This window comes from Paraburkholderia bryophila, from assembly GCF_013409255.1.
In the GTDB taxonomy this organism is placed as follows: domain Bacteria; phylum Pseudomonadota; class Gammaproteobacteria; order Burkholderiales; family Burkholderiaceae; genus Paraburkholderia.
In genome coordinates, this window is the sequence record NZ_JACCAS010000002.1 from 3,184,710 (window position 1) to 3,204,590 (window position 19,881).

Sequence of the window (19,881 nt, forward strand, 5' to 3'; positions counted from 1 at the left end):
ATGCATCTGCTGCGCACGACGCCGGGCGGTTTTGTCGACGATACGCAAGGCGTGATCCGTATCGATCAGCAGCCTGCCGAGATCGTCGTGCTCAGCTCCGCCGACACCACGCTGTCGCTGCTGGCGAGCGTTTTTCCACGTCTGGGTGAAGGCTTTCCGAGTCTGCGGCTCGCGAACGTCACGTATCTGCGGCAGCCGGCTTCGGTCGACTTCTATGTCGAAGACGTGTTGCAGCATGCGCGCGTGGTGGTGGTCGATCATCTCGGTGGCGAGGCGTATTGGCCTTACGGCATCGAGCAGGTGGTCGCGCTCGCCGAGCGTAAGCAGCAGACGCTTGCGATGTTTTCCGGCGACCTGCAGGAAGATCCGAATCTACTGGCGCGCAGCACCGCAGACGCCGATCTGTGCCATCAGTTGTGGCGCTACCTGCGCGAAGGCGGCGCGCAGAATGCGGAAGCGTTTTTGCGCTGCATCGCGCACCGCACGTTCGGCTGGGGACGTGAACCGGCGCCGCCGCGCGCGTTGCCCGCCGCCACGCTCTATCACCCCGAGCGCGATACGCCGAGCGTCGCCGATTGGCAGGCGCGCTGGCGCGTCGGCGCGCCGGTGGCCGCGATCCTGTTCTACAAGGCGCATCTGCAGGCGGCCAATACGGCAGTGTTCGATGCGCTGATCGACGCGCTTGAGGCGCAAGGGCTCAATCCGCTGCCGGTCGCGATTACGTCGCTGAAAGATGCGATGAGCCGCGACGTCGTGCAGTCGTTGTGCGCGCAACATAAGGTCGCGCTGGTGCTGAACACGACCGCATTCGCCGCGTCCGCGATCGACGATCCCGAGCCGCTCGCGCTCGCCGGCGACGCGCCGGTGCTGCAGGTGATCCTGAGCGGCGGCAATCGCGAGGACTGGCTGAAGGACAACCAGGGCCTCAATTCGCGTGATATCGCGATGCACATCGCGCTGCCGGAAGTGGACGGGCGGATCATCACGCGCGCGATCAGTTTCAAGGGTCTGGCCTATCGTTGTCCGCACACCGAAGTCGATGTGGTCCGCTATCAGCCGGATCTCGAACGCGTGGACTTTCTTGCCGAACTGAGCCGCCGTTGGTGCCGTCTCGGCACGCTCGATAACGCGGACAAGAGACTCGCGCTGATTCTCGCCAACTATCCGATGAGCGAAGGGCGGATCGGCAATGGCGTCGGGCTCGATACACCGGCTTCGGTGGTCGGCATTCTGGCGATGCTGCGCGACGAGGGTTATCGCCTCGCCGATTTACCCGCGGACGGCGGCGCGCTGTTGCGGCAGCTCACCGAAGGCGTGACCAACGACCCCGTGGTGCGGGATTTGCGGCCGGCGTTGCAAAGCCTCGCGCTCGACGACTATCTGATTTACTTCAACGCGTTGCCCGCCGATGCGCGCGAGGCATTGAACGCGCGCTGGGGTACGCCCGAGCAGGACCCGACGTTGCGGCGCGGCCGTTTCATGATCGCGGGATGGCGCTGCGGACAGGTGTTCGTGGGCATTCAGCCGTCGCGTTCGCGCGAGCAGGGCGACTACGCGAGCTATCACGACGCCGAACTCGTGCCGCCGCATGCGTACCTCGCGTTCTATTTCTGGCTGCGTCATCAGTTCGGGATCGACGCGGTCGTGCATGTCGGCAAGCACGGTAATCTTGAATGGCTGCCCGGCAAGAGCGTCGCGCTGAGCGAGGCGTGCTGGCCCGATCTGATTCTTGGGCCGATGCCGCATCTGTATCCGTTCATCGTCAACGATCCGGGCGAGGGCAGCCAGGCGAAGCGTCGCGCGCAGGCCGTGATCATCGATCATCTGATGCCGCCGCTCACGCGCGCCGAAACATACGGGCCTTTGCAGGACCTCGAACGCCAGGTCGACGAATACTATGAAGCGCTGATGGTCGACCCGCGCCGCTCGAAGCTGTTGCGGAGCACGATTCTGGCGACCATCGTCGAACATAAGCTGCATGAAGAACTGAGTCTCGCGGCGCCGAACGGGCAGGACGCGGAAGATACGCTGCTGACGCGCGTCGACGCCTGGCTGTGCGAGTTGAAAGAAGCGCAGATTCGCGATGGTTTGCACACGTTCGGCCAATCGCCTGACGGTGTGCAACGGCGCGATACGTTGCTGGCGTTGGGGCGCTTTCCCGTCGGTGACGGGCAAGGCGGCAAGGCTGGGTTGATCGATGCGCTGGCCCGCGATCTGCGGATGGATCATCTGTTCGATCCGCTGTCGGTGGATTGGTCGGCGGTGTGGGACGGGCCGCGTCCTGATGTGTTGCAGCGCGTGAGCGACGCGCCGTGGCGGCATTGCGGCGATACGCGCGAACGGCTGGAATTGCTCGCGGCGGAGATGTTGCGGGGCGTGTGTGGGGATTGTGTTGATCGCGGCGATGGCGACGCTCGCGCCGAGGTGGATTTAACGCCGGCCGCTGGCGGTTTGCCGCAAGCGGAGCGTGTGATCGAGCGTCTGCGCAACGATGTATTGCCTCGCCTCGACGCGTGCGGTCCGCAGGAAATGATGCAATTGAAGCGCGGCCTCGAAGGGCGGTTTGTGCCGCCGGGGCCGAGCGGTTCGCCATCGCGCGGACGCCCTGACGTACTGCCCACCGGCCGCAATTTCTATTCCGTCGACACGCGCGCGGTTCCGACGCAAGCCGCCTGGTCGCTCGGATTGAAGTCTGCCCAGCAACTGATCGAGCGGCATTTGCAGGAGAAAGGCGACTATCCGCGCGCCATCGGTCTCTCGGTGTGGGGCACCGCGACGATGCGCACCGGCGGCGACGATATCGCCCAGGCGCTTGCCTTGCTCGGCGTGCGGCCGAAGTGGGCGCCGGGCAGTCATCGCGTGACCGACTTCGAGATCATGCCGATCGACGCGTTCGACCGGCCGCGTATCGACGTCACGCTGCGCGTGTCCGGTTTTTTCCGCGATGCGTTCGCCAATGTGATGCATCTGTTCGACGCCGCCGTGCAAGCCGTGGCCGAACTGGATGAGCCGGAGGACCTGAATCCGATTCGTGCGCGCGTGCTGCGCGAACGCGACGCGCTGGTCGCGCGCGGCATGGACGCCGCCGAGGCGCGCCGGCGCGCCGGCTGGCGCGTGTTCAGCGCGCGGCCCGGTGCGTATGGCGCGGGTCTGCAGGACATGATGGACTCGCAACAATGGCAGACCGACGCCGATCTCGCGAATGCGTATCAGGCGTGGGGCGGTTACGCGTACACGCAGAAGAGCGCGGGCGAAGAAGCGCGGCAAGCGTTCGGCGTGCGCCTCGCCGCGATGGACGTGGTGCTGCAGAACCAGGACAACCGCGAGCACGATCTGCTCGATTCGAACGACTACTACCAGTTCCAGGGCGGCATGGTCGCGGCGGTGCGGCATCTGGCCGGCGATCAACCGAGCGTGTATCACGCCGATCACAGCAATCCGGCCGCGCCGCGCGTGCGGACGCTGCATGAGGAGATCGCGCGGGTGATTCGCTCGCGCGTGGTCAATCCGAAGTGGCTCGACGGCGTGAAGCGTCACGGATACAAGGGCGCAGCGGAAATCGCCGCGACGGTGGACTATCTGTACGGTTATGACGCGACCGCGCGCGTGGTCGCGGATCATCAATATGCGCTCGTCACCGATGCCTATCTGAACGATGCGGATACGCGCGAGTTCTTGCAGCGGCACAATCCGCATGCGTTCCATTCGATTTGCGAGCGGCTGCTTGAGGCCATGCAGCGAGGGTTGTGGCAGGCGCCGGGTGAGTATCGTGGGCAGGTTGAACGGCATTTGCTCGCGAGCGAGCAGCAGATCGAGGGGGCGCGGATATGAGTGAGGGGAAGCGGGGCGGCGATCAGGGTGTGATTCAGGGCGCGGACCAAGACTTGACGCAGGGCGTGATTCAGGGCTCGGACCAAGGCGTTACTCAAGGCGCAAACCCACGCCTCGCTTTTCCGTTTGCCGCGCTGGTCGGGCAGACGCCGTTGCAGCAGGCGCTTCTACTGGCCGCGATCGATCCGGGGCTGGGCGGCGTGCTGGTCACCGGGCCGCGCGGCACGGCGAAGTCGACTGCGGCGCGCGCGCTGGCCGAGTTGTTGCCGGAAGGCCAATTGGTCAACCTGCCGCTCGGCGCCAGCGAAGACCGCCTGATCGGCACACTCGATATCGAAACCGTGCTGCGCGACGGCGCGGTGCGCTTCTCACCCGGCTTGCTCGCGAAGGCACATCGCGGCGTGCTGTATGTGGATGAAGTCAATCTGCTACCGGATGCGCTCGTCGATGCCTTGCTCGACGCGGCGGCAAGCGGCGTGAATAGCATCGAACGTGACGGCGTTTCGCACAGCCACGACGCGAGCTTCGTGCTGATCGGCACGATGAATCCGGAAGAGGGAGAGTTGCGGCCGCAACTAATCGACCGCTTCGGGTTGATGGTCGAATTGCAAAACTGTTTTGAGCCGCAGGTGCGCCAGCAGATCGTGAAGGCGCGGCTTGCGTTCGATCTCGATCCGCAGGGTTTTCGCGCGGGCTATGCGCAGCAGCAGGCGCTTTATGTTCGGCGGATTCAGGCCGCCCGCGCGACGCTGCCGCAACTCGCGTTCGACGACGCGGTGCACGCGCGCGTCAGCGCGTTGTGTATCGACGCGGCCGTCGATGGTTTGCGCGCCGATCTCGTGATGCTGCGCGCGGCGCGAGCGTTGGCGGCGCTGGAGCAGGCCGCGGCGGTGACGGCCGAGCATGTGGATCGTGTCGCCGAGGCGGTGCTGGTTCATCGGCGTCATCAGCGGGAGAGTTCGGCGCCGGGTGAGTCGCGTGATGGGGATGCCGGGCGGCAGGGGCGGAGTGGAGATGAGCCTGAGCGGCGCGCTGAGTCTTCTTCGTCTGCGGCTTCGTCGGCTTCTTCGTCGGCTTCTTCGCGAGGCGTCGGGATGTCGTCCGTCGGTGCTAATTCCAATGGCGATTCCGGCGAAGCTGACTGGGGTTATTTACCGCCCGAGCCCGCTGGGACCACTCAAGTCAAAGGCGTTATACCGCTCAGCGTAAAAAAACGCTGAGCCATCGGAAGGGCGCAGCCGCTGATTCACGCAGCGGTTTTCGATGGCGGCAAGGCGCGCGCGCGAGCGCAGGACCGCTTTCGGGTCCGCGTGATCAATGGGTCGACAAGCAGGGCAAGCGCATAGCGTGGCCGCCCACACTGGCGGCAATGCGCCGGCAGACGCTGCGAGCGGACCATTTGCGGTTCGTGCGTGAAGCGCCGCGCGGTGGCGTGCTGCATTGTTTTTTGCTCGATTGCTCGGCATCGATGCTGGCCGGAGAGCGACTCGCGCTGGCCAAAGGGCTGCTGATTGGATTGTTCGACCGCGCAAGCGCCGCGCGCGCCGAGGCGGCGCTGGTCTGTTTCGGCGGCTCGGGCGCGGATGTGCGTTTCGGCCCGGCCGTGCCGCGCTGGTGGAACGAGCGTTGGCTCAGGCCCGTGGGTGGTGGCGGCGGGACGCCGCTTGCGGTCGGTGTCGGGCGAGCGGTGCGGTTGCTGGAAGACAGCGCGCGTCGTAGACCTGCCCAGCAGCGCTGGCTGTGGATCTTGACCGACGGCCGCACAAGCGATGAACCGGCGCGGCCGCGCGATGTGGATCAGATCGTAGTTGTCGATTTCGAGCAGGGCGCGATACGGCTGGGACGGTGCGCATCACTCGCCGATGGCTGGGGCGCGCGGTATGTTACGGCGGAAGAGTTGATTGGTTGATTGAATGGGGGGCGAGGCGATTTGATTGAACACCTCGATCGGTCGCCCGGATCAAGCACTTCGATCAAACGTTTCGATCAAAGGCTTCGATCAAACGCTTCGATCAAACGCTTCGATCAAACGCTTCGATCAAACGCTTCGATCAAGCCTCCGATCAAGCCTCCGATCAAGCACTCCGCCCCAAGGCTCCGACCAAACGTCCCGACAACTCCCCAACCGCACGCCCACGCAACACATCCGCCGCGCCGCTCGCCGTTTGCCCCCGCGTCAACCGTTCGTCCAATGCGACACATCGTCCTGACGATCGAACACGAAGACTTTCATCGCCATTTGCTGCGCCGTGTCGAGTTGGTCGAATTCCAGCCCATGGGTCGACGGCTCGCCGGGACTGCCGGCTTTGTGCACATTCCGAATCATCGCGGTGGTTTCAATCTCGGTGTCCATTTCCGCCGACTTCAACCGGAAGGCGACCCGCAGCCGCTCACCAACCGTGCCCACGGTCCACGAAGCGGCCAGCGACATGCCGAGCGCGCTGATCCCCTTCGCGAGCCCGAGGCCTTCATACGATTCCCCGGTTTCGCCAATACCGAAACGCACCGCGAGGTGCGTATTGACGCGAATCGACTTGCGTTCGCGCAGACGGCGGATCACGCCGGGCTTCGACAGCACGACATAATCGAATGGCGAACGGCAGATCGCCTCGATCGTGCAGACGAAGCGGAACACCGCATGGCTCGCTATCGCGACGATTTCGATGTTTTCACCCAGCCCCAGCGGCAGGACCCGACCTTGATGCAGCGGCGGCGTGACGAATAACGCGTGATTCGGCGCAAAGCCGATGATCCGGCACGGATGCATGGGCGCGGCGCTGCCGACTTGCGACCGCACGCCGATCAGCGCGCCGATTTCAAGGTGCATGTCCTTGATTGTCAAAGGGTTTGCGGGATCGGCGTGGAGTTCGGCCTCGGCCGGCTCGTGCGTCGTTCGGTCCAGCAGATCGCCGCGATGCGGCTGGAAGTGCGTGAACAGGAAGTTGCGCTCGTCCGTGGTCGCGAGAATGGTGCCGTTGGAAAACAGGAGCGTGCCGTCGGCGTCGACGATCGGCCATTCGAGCGGCGCGCCTACCGGCACCGCGTCCATTGATAGGGCCGCCGACGAAGCGGCGGGCGGGTTTTCCTCGGAGTGTTGCTCGACTGGATTGTCCATGGTCGGCTATTTTTGTGAGTGACGGGATATCTATGGCTAACGGACGAGTGGCGAAAAACTTTAGTTTCCGGTCGTTCGAGGGCGATCGTGGCTTCGCTATGGTGTTGATTTGCCACGAGATCACTATCGGATCGACGTGAGTGCGATGTTCCTTCGGCAGGATCCCATTTAAATCGGATCGCTAACTAATTTCAAGGATGAGTCGCGGCGACTCATCGAGATCTTCTCCCTCTTCGGAAAATATTGCGTGAAAGGGGTTGACGACCTGCAAGCCTATCTCCATAATCTCGTTTCTCTGCTGCAGATGCAGCGACGCAGAACGAAGCGGTACCGGTAGTTGTGAAGTTGACGACAGCGGTGCGGGTTCGGTAGTGAATGCGTAATCGATCTTTAAAAATTAACAGCCGATAAGTGTGGGCGCTTGATGCGAGACGCGAGGCGGATCTTTCGGGATCTGCCGCAAAGCGAAAGTATCAAGTCTCACACAGTAATGAAAGGAAGGTTTGAGCATCGCAAGATGGTCGAACAATTCGTCAGTACGTTGAGTGAGCGACCGGTTCTTAACGGAACCGAAAAACAGTAACAGGTTTGAACTGAAGAGTTTGATCCTGGCTCAGATTGAACGCTGGCGGCATGCCTTACACATGCAAGTCGAACGGCAGCACGGGAGTAATCCTGGTGGCGAGTGGCGAACGGGTGAGTAATACATCGGAACGTGTCCTGTAGTGGGGGATAGCCCGGCGAAAGCCGGATTAATACCGCATACGCTCTACGGAGGAAAGGGGGGGATCTTAGGACCTCTCGCTACAGGGGCGGCCGATGGCAGATTAGCTAGTTGGTGGGGTAAAGGCCTACCAAGGCGACGATCTGTAGCTGGTCTGAGAGGACGACCAGCCACACTGGGACTGAGACACGGCCCAGACTCCTACGGGAGGCAGCAGTGGGGAATTTTGGACAATGGGGGAAACCCTGATCCAGCAATGCCGCGTGTGTGAAGAAGGCCTTCGGGTTGTAAAGCACTTTTGTCCGGAAAGAAAACTTCTGCCCTAATACGGCGGGAGGATGACGGTACCGGAAGAATAAGCACCGGCTAACTACGTGCCAGCAGCCGCGGTAATACGTAGGGTGCAAGCGTTAATCGGAATTACTGGGCGTAAAGCGTGCGCAGGCGGTCCGCTAAGACAGATGTGAAATCCCCGGGCTTAACCTGGGAACTGCATTTGTGACTGGCGGGCTAGAGTATGGCAGAGGGGGGTAGAATTCCACGTGTAGCAGTGAAATGCGTAGAGATGTGGAGGAATACCGATGGCGAAGGCAGCCCCCTGGGCCAATACTGACGCTCATGCACGAAAGCGTGGGGAGCAAACAGGATTAGATACCCTGGTAGTCCACGCCCTAAACGATGTCAACTAGTTGTTGGGTCTTCATTGACTTAGTAACGTAGCTAACGCGTGAAGTTGACCGCCTGGGGAGTACGGTCGCAAGATTAAAACTCAAAGGAATTGACGGGGACCCGCACAAGCGGTGGATGATGTGGATTAATTCGATGCAACGCGAAAAACCTTACCTACCCTTGACATGTATGGAAGTCTGCCGAGAGGTGGATGTGCCCGAAAGGGAGCCATAACACAGGTGCTGCATGGCTGTCGTCAGCTCGTGTCGTGAGATGTTGGGTTAAGTCCCGCAACGAGCGCAACCCTTGTCCCTAGTTGCTACGCAAGAGCACTCCAGGGAGACTGCCGGTGACAAACCGGAGGAAGGTGGGGATGACGTCAAGTCCTCATGGCCCTTATGGGTAGGGCTTCACACGTCATACAATGGTCGGAACAGAGGGTTGCCAAGCCGCGAGGTGGAGCCAATCCCAGAAAACCGATCGTAGTCCGGATCGCACTCTGCAACTCGAGTGCGTGAAGCTGGAATCGCTAGTAATCGCGGATCAGCATGCCGCGGTGAATACGTTCCCGGGTCTTGTACACACCGCCCGTCACACCATGGGAGTGGGTTTCACCAGAAGTAGGTAGCCTAACCGCAAGGAGGGCGCTTACCACGGTGGGATTCATGACTGGGGTGAAGTCGTAACAAGGTAGCCGTATCGGAAGGTGCGGCTGGATCACCTCCTTTCTAGAGCTGAACGTGTCGAACGTTGAGCGCTCACGCTTATCGGCTGTAAATTCAGACAGACTCAGGGGTCTGTAGCTCAGTCGGTTAGAGCACCGTCTTGATAAGGCGGGGGTCGATGGTTCGAATCCATCCAGACCCACCACTGTTTCTGCGGTGGCTGTGCTAACCGGTTGAAGGCACCCTTGAAGTTCATGTGTGACTGGGGGATTAGCTCAGCTGGGAGAGCACCTGCTTTGCAAGCAGGGGGTCGTCGGTTCGATCCCGTCATCCTCCACCAATCATCAATGCATAGCGTTCTGCGGAAGTACTGCAGAGGGTTGTGCATTGGCGATTGAGCCAGTCAGAGTGATACGTGGTTATAGCAATCATGATATCGGCTGTCGTTCTTTAACAATCAGGAAGAAGTAGTAAAGAGATTCACGAAAGGCTATCTAGAGATGGGTAGGCGAGTAGGTGAATCAGGGTTGTGATTGTATCAATGTATGAAAAGGTAATCGAAAGATTGCCTTGGAATACGGCGCAACACGAATACTCAACCTGTAACGATGTGACCCGCGCTGCGTTCCGAGTGAACGCGGTGTGAGACACACCCGTTATAGGGTCAAGCGAACAAGTGCATGTGGTGGATGCCTTGGCGATCACAGGCGATGAAGGACGCGGTAGCCTGCGAAAAGCTACGGGGAGCTGGCAAACGAGCTTTGATCCGTAGATGTCCGAATGGGGAAACCCACTCCGAATGGAGTATCCATGACTGAATACATAGGTCATGCGAAGCGAACGCGGTGAACTGAAACATCTAAGTAACCGCAGGAAAAGAAATCAACCGAGATTCCCAGAGTAGTGGCGAGCGAAATGGGACCAGCCTGTACTCTTTATCTTCATTGTTAGTCGAAGGCTCTGGAAAGTGCCGCCATAGCAGGTGATAGCCCTGTAGACGAAAACAGCGAGGAAGAACTAGGTGTACGACAAGTAGGGCGGGACACGTGAAATCCTGTCTGAAGATGGGGGGACCATCCTCCAAGGCTAAATACTCGTGATCGACCGATAGTGAACCAGTACCGTGAGGGAAAGGCGAAAAGAACCCCGGGAGGGGAGTGAAATAGATCCTGAAACCGCATGCATACAAACAGTAGGAGCCTCCTTGAGGGGTGACTGCGTACCTTTTGTATAATGGGTCAGCGACTTACATTCAGTGGCAAGCTTAACCGATTAGGGCAGGCGTAGCGAAAGCGAGTCCGAACAGGGCGATTCAGTCGCTGGGTGTAGACCCGAAACCAGGTGATCTATCCATGGCCAGGATGAAGGTGCGGTAACACGTACTGGAGGTCCGAACCCACTAACGTTGAAAAGTTAGGGGATGAGCTGTGGATAGGGGTGAAAGGCTAAACAAACCTGGAAATAGCTGGTTCTCTCCGAAAACTATTTAGGTAGTGCCTCGTGTATCACCTTCGGGGGTAGAGCACTGTCATGGTTGTGGGGTCCATTGCGGATTACTACGCCATAGCAAACTCCGAATACCGAAGAGTGCAATCACGGGAGACAGACATCGGGTGCTAACGTCCGGTGTCAAGAGGGAAACAACCCAGACCGCCAGCTAAGGTCCCCAAATATTGCTAAGTGGGAAACGAAGTGGGAAGGCTAAAACAGTCAGGAGGTTGGCTTAGAAGCAGCCATCCTTTAAAGAAAGCGTAATAGCTCACTGATCGAGTCGTCCTGCGCGGAAGATGTAACGGGGCTAAGCAATATACCGAAGCTGCGGATGCACATTTATGTGCATGGTAGGAGAGCGTTCCGTAAGCCTGCGAAGGTGCATTGAAAAGTGCGCTGGAGGTATCGGAAGTGCGAATGCTGACATGAGTAGCGATAAAGGGGGTGAAAAGCCCCCTCGCCGTAAGCCCAAGGTTTCCTACGCAACGTTCATCGGCGTAGGGTGAGTCGGCCCCTAAGGCGAGGCAGAAATGCGTAGCTGATGGGAAGCAGGTTAATATTCCTGCACCATTGTTAAATGCGATGGGGGGACGGATCGCGGAAGGTTGTCCGGGTGTTGGAAGTCCCGGTCCTTGCATTGGAGAAGGCGCTTAGGCAAATCCGGGCGCGGAATTCAAGGGTGCGAGGCCATTCACCTAGGTGAAGAAGCAATCGGAAGTGGTTCCAAGAAAAGCCTCTAAGCTTCAGTTTAACAAGACCGTACCGCAAACCGACACAGGTGGGCGAGATGAGTATTCTAAGGCGCTTGAGAGAACTCGGGAGAAGGAACTCGGCAAATTGGTACCGTAACTTCGGGATAAGGTACGCCCCTGTAGCTTGACTGGCTCGCGCCAGAAGGGTGAAGGGGTTGCAATAAACTGGTGGCTGCGACTGTTTAATAAAAACACAGCACTCTGCAAACACGAAAGTGGACGTATAGGGTGTGACGCCTGCCCGGTGCCGGAAGATTAAATGATGGGGTGCAAGCTCTTGATTGAAGTCCCGGTAAACGGCGGCCGTAACTATAACGGTCCTAAGGTAGCGAAATTCCTTGTCGGGTAAGTTCCGACCTGCACGAATGGCGTAACGATGGCCACACTGTCTCCTCCCGAGACTCAGCGAAGTTGAAGTGTTTGTGATGATGCAATCTCCCCGCGGCTAGACGGAAAGACCCCATGAACCTTTACTGTAGCTTTGCATTGGACTTTGAACCGGTCTGTGTAGGATAGGTGGGAGGCTATGAAGCGTGGACGCCAGTCTGCGTGGAGCCATCCTTGAAATACCACCCTGGTTTGTTTGAGGTTCTAACCTTGGTCCGTAATCCGGATCGGGGACAGTGCATGGTAGGCAGTTTGACTGGGGCGGTCTCCTCCCAAAGTGTAACGGAGGAGTACGAAGGTACGCTAGGTACGGTCGGAAATCGTGCTGATAGTGCAATGGCATAAGCGTGCTTAACTGCGAGACCGACAAGTCGAGCAGGTGCGAAAGCAGGTCATAGTGATCCGGTGGTTCTGTATGGAAGGGCCATCGCTCAACGGATAAAAGGTACTCTGGGGATAACAGGCTGATACCGCCCAAGAGTTCATATCGACGGCGGTGTTTGGCACCTCGATGTCGGCTCATCTCATCCTGGGGCTGTAGCCGGTCCCAAGGGTATGGCTGTTCGCCATTTAAAGAGGTACGTGAGCTGGGTTTAAAACGTCGTGAGACAGTTTGGTCCCTATCTGCCGTGGGCGCTGGATATTTGAAGGGGGCTGCTCCTAGTACGAGAGGACCGGAGTGGACGAACCTCTGGTGTACCGGTTGTCACGCCAGTGGCATCGCCGGGTAGCTATGTTCGGAAGAGATAACCGCTGAAAGCATCTAAGCGGGAAACTCGCCTTAAGATGAGATATCCCCGGGGCTTCGAGCCCCTTGAAGGGTCGTTCAAGACCAGGACGTTGATAGGTCAGGTGTGGAAGCGCAGTAATGCGTTAAGCTAACTGATACTAATTGCCCGTAAGGCTTGATCCTATAACAGGTGTGTCTCTCTCGACACACGGTTGAGATCAGTGTTGTGCAATACAGGCACAACCCAAAGTAATACCGAGAGACATTCTCTCAACTACTTCTTCCAGATTGGCTGTATTGCCCAAAGGGCAGTGCGGCAACAAGTCATGCCTGATGACCATAGCGAGTCGGTACCACCCCTTCCCATCCCGAACAGGACCGTGAAACGACTCCACGCCGATGATAGTGCGGATTGCCCGTGTGAAAGTAGGTAATCGTCAGGCTCCCAAGCAGCAACGCAGAAACCCCACCCCAAAAGGTGGGGTTTCTGCGTTTACGGCCATGAAAAAATCGCAAACAACCACCTGTCGCATACCCCTGCAAAACTGATCCCGATCAAGCTTTTACTCCTTGCCAATCCGCAGCGCATCCGCATAACCCGTCAGCTCCAGATAGGCTCGTCCCACGTCCGCGCCGTCACGGCTCACGCGCACTGCGCCTTCCCAGTACACCGCGCCGGTCGATTGCCGGGAATCCAGTTCCTGATCGTCCATCAACGGATCGAGTCGCCATGTCAGCCGGCCCGTTTTCACCGACATCGACACGGGATACGACGTGTTCGTCCGAGGTGAGCGCCACGTACGAACCGGCGTGAAATCCACCTCATCGCGGCTGAACTGCGTTACCTGACCATCGGGTTGGCGAAGCGCCGCGTGTGCCCACATGGCATGTCCATCGCGACTACGCACTTTGAACGCCATCAACGCGGAGCCGTCAGCGAGATTCGCGCCTAGCCAATCCCATCCGACGGCATTCGCGTCGAGCAAGGTACTCGACCATTCGTGATCGAGCCACGCCATGCCTGTCACCGCCGTGTCGCCGCGCGATGAACTGCCGGCGCCGACCGCCGGCCGCACGACACTGCCGCTCACGCGCAATTGAGGTTCGCTGTAGTAGTAACTCGCCTGCTCGGGCCGCGGACCTTTGCGCGAATAACCGCGTTCGCCCTGAATCAGCGGTGCTTGAGAAGGTGTCAGTACGAGATGCAATGAAAAGCCGTTCGCATCGATGGTGACGTTGTAGTGGCCGTCGTCGGCGCGAACGATTTTCCAGGTGTCGAGTTTGACGTCGGTATTTGCCGGCTTTGCATAGGCGAGGTCGAAACCCTCACGCGCGATGCGCTGATCGTGCGCAAGATGACCGAGCGCCGGATCGCTCAACGCAGCGTGCGCGATGATCAACTGCGACGGCGCGAAAGCACTCGGATCGGCGCTGTCGTGTCCGGTTGCCGAGCGGAAAAAGGTGATCTGAAACCCGATCGGTTGATTATCCGGCGTGGTGAGCCAACCCGTCGCGTACCACCACTCGGTGCGAAACGCCGGGTGTGCGCCGCTGTCCTGCGGCAACGCGATCGCATGGTCCGGTGTGACCGCGGCAAATTGAGGCGCGGCGGCAAAAGCGTTCGATGCAGTCAGTGCAACGACGCACAACAGACCAAGCATTCGCTGTCGATTCACGCCATGCGCGCAAGTGCCCAATCCGTAACGAGAGAGTGAGAGTGAGCGTGAGCGTGGGATCGTGCGCATCGCGTCGCGAATCCGCTCCAGCGGCAGAACCCCCATCACCAATCCTCCTTCACCGCGCGCACGGCATTCACCGACACCGCGCCGCGTCCCGCGATCACCGCCGTCGAACACGACGACACCAGCATCACCAGCGCGACGGTGGCCAGCACCGTCCACGGAACATGCAACGACATGGTCCAATGAAACGACTGCGGATTGACCACAAACACCAGAATTAAACTGATCGCAAAACCCAGCATGAAACCCATCGCGATACCGCAAGCCGTGAGCATGCCGCCTTCGAGCGCGAGAATGCCAAGCACCTGCGAACGGGTGACGCCGACGTGTCGCAGCATGCCGAACTCACGTGCCCGCGCGAGCGTCTGCGCGGAGAACGTCGCGGCCACACCGAACAAGCCGATCACAATCGCGACCGCCTCGAGAAGATAGGTGACCGCGAAACTTCGATCGAAGATGACCAGCGTATGTGCGCGGATTTCACCCGGTTGCGCAAGCTCCAGCGACGCGCCGAAGGGCAGCGCACGCAGCCCCGCCATAACGCGTTCAACCGGCTCACCGGGTTGAGCGGTGACGGCCACATCGGTTGCGCTCGTGTCGGCGGTCAAGCGACGGTAGTCGGCGAGCCGTATCTGAATCGCGCCGGTTTGCCGTACGTAGTCGCGCCATACGCCTGCCACCACGAACACCTGTCCCGGTTTGCCGAGCGGCAATCGCACACGCTGTCCCAGCTTGTAGCCATACAGATCGACCATGGCTTCGGATACCCAGATCGGCGTTTCATCCGCATGAAAATCCACAGGACGCAGCACCGCCCCCGTCATCTGCAAATTCGCGCCGGGATCGGCCGCGTCGATTTCGCGGGCGAGCATCACGACGTCCGGCCGTGCCGGATCGAGTGTGAGACGCGCAGTGCGGGCGAACGCGGCCGTCTTGATGCCGGGCACGGCGGCGACAAGCGCCTGCTCATCCGGCCGCAAGCCGCCGGTGTCGCCGTTCGGCGCGACCCGTACATACAGATCCGCGGAGAGCAGATGGACCAGCCAGTCTTCGACGGAAACACGGAAACTCGCCACCATGATCGCCATCGCGACGATCAACGCAAAGCTCGACAACACACCGCCCATGGCAATCGACGCATGGCCCGGCGCATTCGCGAGACGCGCCAGCGCCAGCGTACTCGCGGCACCGGCACGACGTCGCGTGCCGAAAGCGCGGCTCGCCGCACCGAACACCAGCGCGGTGACACGCGGCATCAACGCAATGCCGCCGACCAGCAACAACGCGACCGCCAGATAGCCGCCGATCGGCGTATCGAACCACGGCGGCATCTGTGTGAGCACGGCGGCGGCTAACAAACACAACAACGCAGGCCACGGCGTGGCGAGCCGCGCCAACGCGCCTTCTTCGGCGCCGGCCTTGAGCGCCGCGGCGGGCCGCGCGCGGGCCGCCTCCAATGCCGGCGCGAGGCTGCCCAATACCGACACGGCAACGCCGAGCGTCAGAAACAAGGCGGTCGCCAGCGGTTCGAAACCGACTTGAGGCTGCACGCCAGGAAAATAGCCGCCGCCCAGATCGCTGCCGAAAAACCGCAGCGCGCCACTCGCCAATGCATAGCCGAGCGCGAGTCCGGACAGCGCGCCGAGCAGGCCGAGCAGCGCGCCTTCCATCAGTATCTGACGTAGCAGTTGGCCGCGCGTCAGGCCCAGCACGCGCAACATGGCGAACTGCGCGCGCCGTCGCACGACGCCTAACGCCTGGGTCGAAAACACCAGAAACGCGCCGGTGAACAACGCGACCAGCGCAAGCACATTCATGTTGATCCGGTAAGCGCGCGACAGGCGATCCGTGCGGCTTTCGGCATCGCGTGTTTCGGCGATCACCCAACGGCTGCCGAGCTGCGTCTGCAGATCCTGCTTGAAGCGTTCGCGATTCACGCCGCGTTCGAGTTGCACGTCGACGCGCGACAGCTTGCCGAGCTTGCCGAATTTCCACTGCGCCGCAGCGATATCCATCACCGCGAGCCGCTGACCCGGCCGCGTCCTGACCAGGCCGCCCGCGACGCGAAACCGCACGATCGCCGTGCCGCTCTGCAGCGCGAGCACATCGCCGGTTTTCACGTTGAGCCATTGCTGTGCGGCTGCGGAGAGGAACACCGTATCGGACGCGAGCGTATCGAATGGGCGCTCCGTCGACGGCACGCCGATCAGATCCGGCGCGATGCGGCCAGCCTTGAAGACATCGATACCGAGCAGCGGCAGGGCGGCGTTCCGGCCCGGCACGGTGACATCGAGCGCCAGCACGGGACTGGCGAGCGCCACGCCGGGTTGGTCGGCGAGTCGCGGATAGACGGACTCGTCGAACCAGGCTTGTGCGCCGCGCACCTGCAAATCCGCCTCGCCGGAAAGGCTGCGGGTCGCCGCGGAGAATTCGTTGAACGCCGCGCTGTTGATCAATTGCACCGCGTAACCCAGCGCCACGCCGAGTGCGATCGTTGCAATTGCAACCAGTGCGCGGCCGCGATGACTGCGCCATTCAGCGCCCAGTAACCAGCGCGCGAGAACGCGATGTCCTTGCATGCGCAACGGTGACCGTGGGTTAGCGGACATGGCCGGAGGAGCGTGCCGGGACGCGAGCCTCGCCTGAACTCGAACCTGACTCTGAACCATCACGCACCGGCCGTCCCGCCGACGCATGCAAACCCCCCTCGCTCAGAATCAGAATACGATCGGCCACCGCCGCCGCGGCCTCCGAGTGCGTGACCATGATGGTGGCCGCACCGGTCGCCTTGCTTTGCGCGCGGAACAGACCGAGCACGTCGTGCGCGGTATCGGGATCGAGGTTGCCGGTGGGTTCGTCGGCGAGAATCAGTTTCGGGCGATGCACGAGCGCGCGCGCAATCGCCACGCGCTGCAGTTCGCCGCCGGAGAGTTGCCGCGGAAAATCGTCGCCACGTCCGCTCAATCCGACCGCCGCGAGCATGTCGAGCGCGCCGTCCGTGGGTAACTCATTGAGCAGCAGCGGCAGCGCGACGTTCTGCGCCAGCGTCAGATGCGGCAGCACATGAAACGCCTGAAACACGAAGCCGAGTTTCTGTCGACGCAAGCGGGTCGCCGCGTTGTCGTCGAGATGTGCAACGGGACTGCCGTCGATGATCACGTCGCCACTATCCGCGCTGTCGAGGCCGGCGATCAGATTGAGCAGCGTCGATTTGCCGACGCCGGAGTCGCCCATGATCGCGACGAATTCACCCGGTCTGAGTATGAAGTCGAGCTGCGCCAACACGATGCGTCCAGCGCCATAGGTCTTGCTGAGGCCGCGGCACTCGAGTGCGGGAACGACGTCTTCATCATCAGGCATGCGGTTTCCGAAAGTGAGGCCGACGATCGATCAAGCGTGCGCACGACGCGCACTGCAGGCTGAATGTCGTTGCCGAATCGCCGAAGTATATTCGGCTTCCGTAAGGTGCGCAGATGGCTGCCGCGACTGTCGAGACCACACTGAAGAAGCGATTGATCGGGCGCCAGCGCCGCCGTTTTTGAGCGTATGCCGACGTTTCTCTAGAGTGCTGGATCAAAAAATATTTCGGCTCCGACATCAGCGAAATTTTTGCCAACCACCCGAAAATGACCTCGGGAAGACCCTGAGACGTAGCAGGCGTTATTCCGCCACATGCACCACGCCGAGGCGTCCCTGCAAGAGTCTTCAACTGACGCTTAATTGCGTTCATTTACCGGCAAAATTTGCACTCGCCGACACGCCAAAACAACATTGTGCGTCTGCACATTTTTATCCATTTCGCAAGGCCGTGCGTAGCAATGACGCATTGACTATGGCGTTGCTGCATTGTTGCGCTGCAAAAGTATTCTTATCTTGGTAATCTCCCACCCTTGATCATTCGGCTGCGGGTAAACGTGAGGCGGACACCGCCGTTTCCACGTCAATTTCAGCGAAATTCAGCCTACATATCCATTTCAATGCTTTCGTTTTTGAAGGCGTTGACGCGGCGTTTTGTATTTCAAGTTTTCGACAGAGTTTTCGACAGAGCACATGCCATTGCCTCTTCTTAGCCTACTAATCTGGATCCCTATTGTCGCTGGCCTGGTGGTCTTGCGCGCAGGGTCCGACGCGGCACGTAGCCGCACCCGCTGGATCGCGCTGATTGGTGCGGTGGCGGGTTTTCTGCCGGTGATTCCGCTGGTCGCGAATTTCCGCAATGACGTGACGTCGATGCAGTTCGTCGAGAACGTTCAGTGGTCGCCGACCTTCGACATCGCATGGCATGTAGGTGTGGATGGCATTTCCCTGTGGCTGGTCGCGCTGACGGCACTGACCACGATCATCATCGTGGTCGCCTCGTGGGAGTCGATCACCGAGCGCACCGCGCAGTACTTCGGCGCGTTCCTGATGCTGTCGGGTTTCATGCAGGGCGTGTTCACGTCGCTCGACGGCATGCTGTTCTTCATCTCGTTCGAAGCCACGCTGATTCCGCTGTACCTGCTGATCGGCACATGGGGCCAGGCGAACCGCCGCTACGCCGCGATCAAGTTCTTCTTCGTGTCGTTCCTCGGCTCGCTGCTGATGCTGATGTCGATGCTCTATCTATATAGCCAGACGCACAGCTTCGACCTCGCCCTGTGGCGCGAGACGCATCTCGGCACGTGGCCGCAGGTGCTGATTTTCCTGGGCTTCCTCGCGGCATTCGGCGTGAAAGTGCCGATGTGGCCGCTGCATACGTGGCTGCCGGACGTTCACCTGGACGGCCCGACCGGCGCCGCCGTGATGATCGGCATGCTGAAGCTGGGCGGCTACGGTCTGCTGCGTTTCGCGCTGCCGATCGCACCGCAGGCGAGCCACTTCTTCGCGCCGATGATGATCACGCTCTCGCTGATCGCGGTGATCTATTCGAGCCTGCTGGCGCTCGTGCAAACCGACATGCGCCGCCTGCTCGCGTATTCGACGATCTCGCACATGGGCCTCGTGACGCTCGGCCTGTTCGTCTTCAACCGCATCGGCCAGGCCGGCGCGATCGTGCAGATGCTGTCGTACGGCGTGGTGTCCGGCGCGATGCTGCTGTGCACGGGCATGCTCTACGACCGCACCAGGACCGCCTCGATCGCCGAATACGGCGGTGTCGCGAACACCATGCCGCGCTTCGCCGCGTTCGTGATGCTGTTCTCGATGGCGAACATCGGCTTGCCGGGCACGTCGGGTTTCGTCGGCGAATTCATGGTGCTGATGGGCGCGATCCGCTTCAACTTCTGGATCGGCGCGATGGCCGCTTCCACGCTGGTCCTGAGCGCGGCGTACACGCTGTGGATGTACAAGCGCGTGATCTTCGGCGCGATCGCCAATGCGCGCGTCGCCAAACTCAAGGATCTCGGCAACCGCGAATTCATGTTGCTCGGCGCGTTGGCGCTGCTGGTGCTGGCGATCGGCCTCAATCCGAAGCCGTTCACCGATGCGATCGATCCGTCGGTCGGCACGCTGCTGGCTCAATCGGAACGTTCGGTGCATCCGTCGGACTCCGCGCCTGATGGTGGCGAGCATCTGCAGGCAGCGGCGCCCGCGCCGGTTGCCGCAACGACCCGCACGCCGGGTTGAGTGGAATGAAGCATTTCGCTGCTGCAGCATCCGGTGAATGGGGCTGCAGTGTCGATCTGCTTTTTTCAGTCTGGCACAAGTCTCGTCGCATGCCTCTGACGCAGCGCAACCCTTGAGGTCGCCCTGCGTTTTATTGCTTGTTTGAAGGGACTTTCGTGCTGTGACGGTTGT

8 protein-coding genes, 2 tRNA genes and 3 rRNA genes are annotated in these 19,881 nt (G+C 60.5%); 9 read left to right on the forward strand and 4 right to left on the reverse strand.

What is annotated here, in order from left to right; translation table 11 throughout:
• From cobN to GGD40_RS35180, 3 genes are all read left to right on the forward strand, one after another.
• Positions 1-3,831: a cobaltochelatase subunit CobN gene (gene cobN / locus GGD40_RS35170; RefSeq protein WP_179746823.1), complete on the forward strand. Its 3,831-nt coding sequence runs from the start codon at positions 1-3 to the stop codon at positions 3,829-3,831.
• The gene (locus GGD40_RS35175) at positions 3,828-5,051 is read left to right on the forward strand and encodes an ATP-binding protein (RefSeq protein ID WP_179746824.1); all 1,224 of its coding nucleotides are present in this window, start codon (positions 3,828-3,830) and stop codon (positions 5,049-5,051) included. Before cobN ends, GGD40_RS35175 begins: the two co-directional genes overlap by 4 nt.
• A gap of 149 nt (positions 5,052-5,200) precedes the next feature.
• Positions 5,201-5,740: a vWA domain-containing protein gene (locus tag GGD40_RS35180; protein WP_179746825.1), complete on the forward strand. Its 540-nt coding sequence runs from the start codon at positions 5,201-5,203 to the stop codon at positions 5,738-5,740.
• A gap of 267 nt (positions 5,741-6,007) precedes the next feature.
• Here the strand turns inward: GGD40_RS35180 and GGD40_RS35185 are convergent, their stop codons facing one another.
• The gene (locus GGD40_RS35185) at positions 6,008-6,946 is read right to left on the reverse strand and encodes a flagellar brake protein (RefSeq protein ID WP_179746826.1); all 939 of its coding nucleotides are present in this window, start codon (positions 6,944-6,946) and stop codon (positions 6,008-6,010) included.
• A 590-nt stretch (positions 6,947-7,536) separates the two neighbouring features.
• Here GGD40_RS35185 and GGD40_RS35190 point away from each other — a divergent pair.
• The 5 genes from GGD40_RS35190 to rrf all read left to right on the forward strand — a co-directional run bounded on the left by GGD40_RS35190 (position 7,537) and on the right by rrf (position 12,807).
• A 16S ribosomal RNA gene (locus GGD40_RS35190) occupies positions 7,537-9,067 on the forward strand.
• A 65-nt stretch (positions 9,068-9,132) separates the two neighbouring features.
• Positions 9,133-9,209: transfer RNA gene (locus GGD40_RS35195), tRNA-Ile, on the forward strand.
• Positions 9,210-9,268: 59 nt separating this feature from the next.
• Positions 9,269-9,344: transfer RNA gene (locus GGD40_RS35200), tRNA-Ala, on the forward strand.
• A 322-nt stretch (positions 9,345-9,666) separates the two neighbouring features.
• A 23S ribosomal RNA gene (locus GGD40_RS35205) occupies positions 9,667-12,547 on the forward strand.
• Between the two features lie 146 nt (positions 12,548-12,693).
• A 5S ribosomal RNA gene (gene rrf, locus GGD40_RS35210) occupies positions 12,694-12,807 on the forward strand.
• Together the 16S, 23S and 5S rRNA genes with 2 tRNA genes alongside form the textbook arrangement of a ribosomal RNA operon.
• A 120-nt stretch (positions 12,808-12,927) precedes the next feature.
• Here rrf and GGD40_RS35215 read toward each other — a convergent pair.
• The 3 genes from GGD40_RS35215 to GGD40_RS35225 form a co-directional block, all read right to left on the reverse strand.
• Positions 12,928-14,025 (reverse strand): lipocalin-like domain-containing protein, encoded by a 1,098-nt coding sequence (locus tag GGD40_RS35215; RefSeq protein WP_257030666.1) that lies wholly within the window; start codon positions 14,023-14,025, stop codon positions 12,928-12,930.
• 119 nt (positions 14,026-14,144) lie between these two features.
• Complete coding sequence (locus GGD40_RS35220) at positions 14,145-16,685, reverse strand: FtsX-like permease family protein (RefSeq protein ID WP_257030667.1); 2,541 nt, start codon at positions 16,683-16,685, stop codon at positions 14,145-14,147.
• Between the two features lie 19 nt (positions 16,686-16,704).
• A complete protein-coding gene (locus GGD40_RS35225) occupies positions 16,705-17,466 on the reverse strand; it encodes an ABC transporter ATP-binding protein (RefSeq protein ID WP_257030668.1) in 762 nt (253 codons plus the stop codon).
• A 690-nt stretch (positions 17,467-18,156) separates the two neighbouring features.
• Here GGD40_RS35225 and GGD40_RS35230 point away from each other — a divergent pair.
• Positions 18,157-19,710 carry an NADH-quinone oxidoreductase subunit M gene (locus GGD40_RS35230; RefSeq protein ID WP_179746828.1) on the forward strand — a complete coding sequence of 518 codons (1,554 nt, stop codon included), beginning with the start codon at positions 18,157-18,159 and terminating at the stop codon, positions 19,708-19,710.
• Positions 19,711-19,881: the final 171 nt, after the last annotated feature.